This is a genomic window from Bacillus cereus group sp. BfR-BA-01430, from assembly GCF_022663115.1.
GTDB lineage: Bacteria > Bacillota > Bacilli > Bacillales > Bacillaceae_G > Bacillus_A > Bacillus_A cereus_BD.
The window spans coordinates 1-212 of sequence record NZ_JAKUEW010000120.1 but is presented as its reverse complement, the minus strand read 5'-3'; the positions used below and the strand labels follow the sequence as shown (position 1 = coordinate 212).

The window sequence follows — 212 nt, the reverse complement described above, 5'->3', positions numbered from 1 at the left end:
CTGCCATAATTACTAAAACTTTCAATGTTGTATCCCATCCTCCTAAGAAATAACCGCAAAAGCCACCAAAAGTAGCAATAAATGTTTTTAGTAATACATCGATACGATCCATCTTTTCACTCCTTTATACAAAATAAAAAAACAGCTTATTGCTGCTCTGATTTCACTAATTTATCGACTAATAATTGTTCTAACACTTCTATTCTACGATT

The 212-nt window shown here is 31.1% G+C and carries 1 pseudogene; it reads right to left on the bottom strand.

Features of this window, described 5'->3' with window-relative positions:
* Positions 1 to 112, bottom strand: a pseudogene (locus MR058_RS23210) (phage holin family protein); the annotation flags it as partial.
* Positions 113 to 212 lie beyond the last annotated feature (100 nt).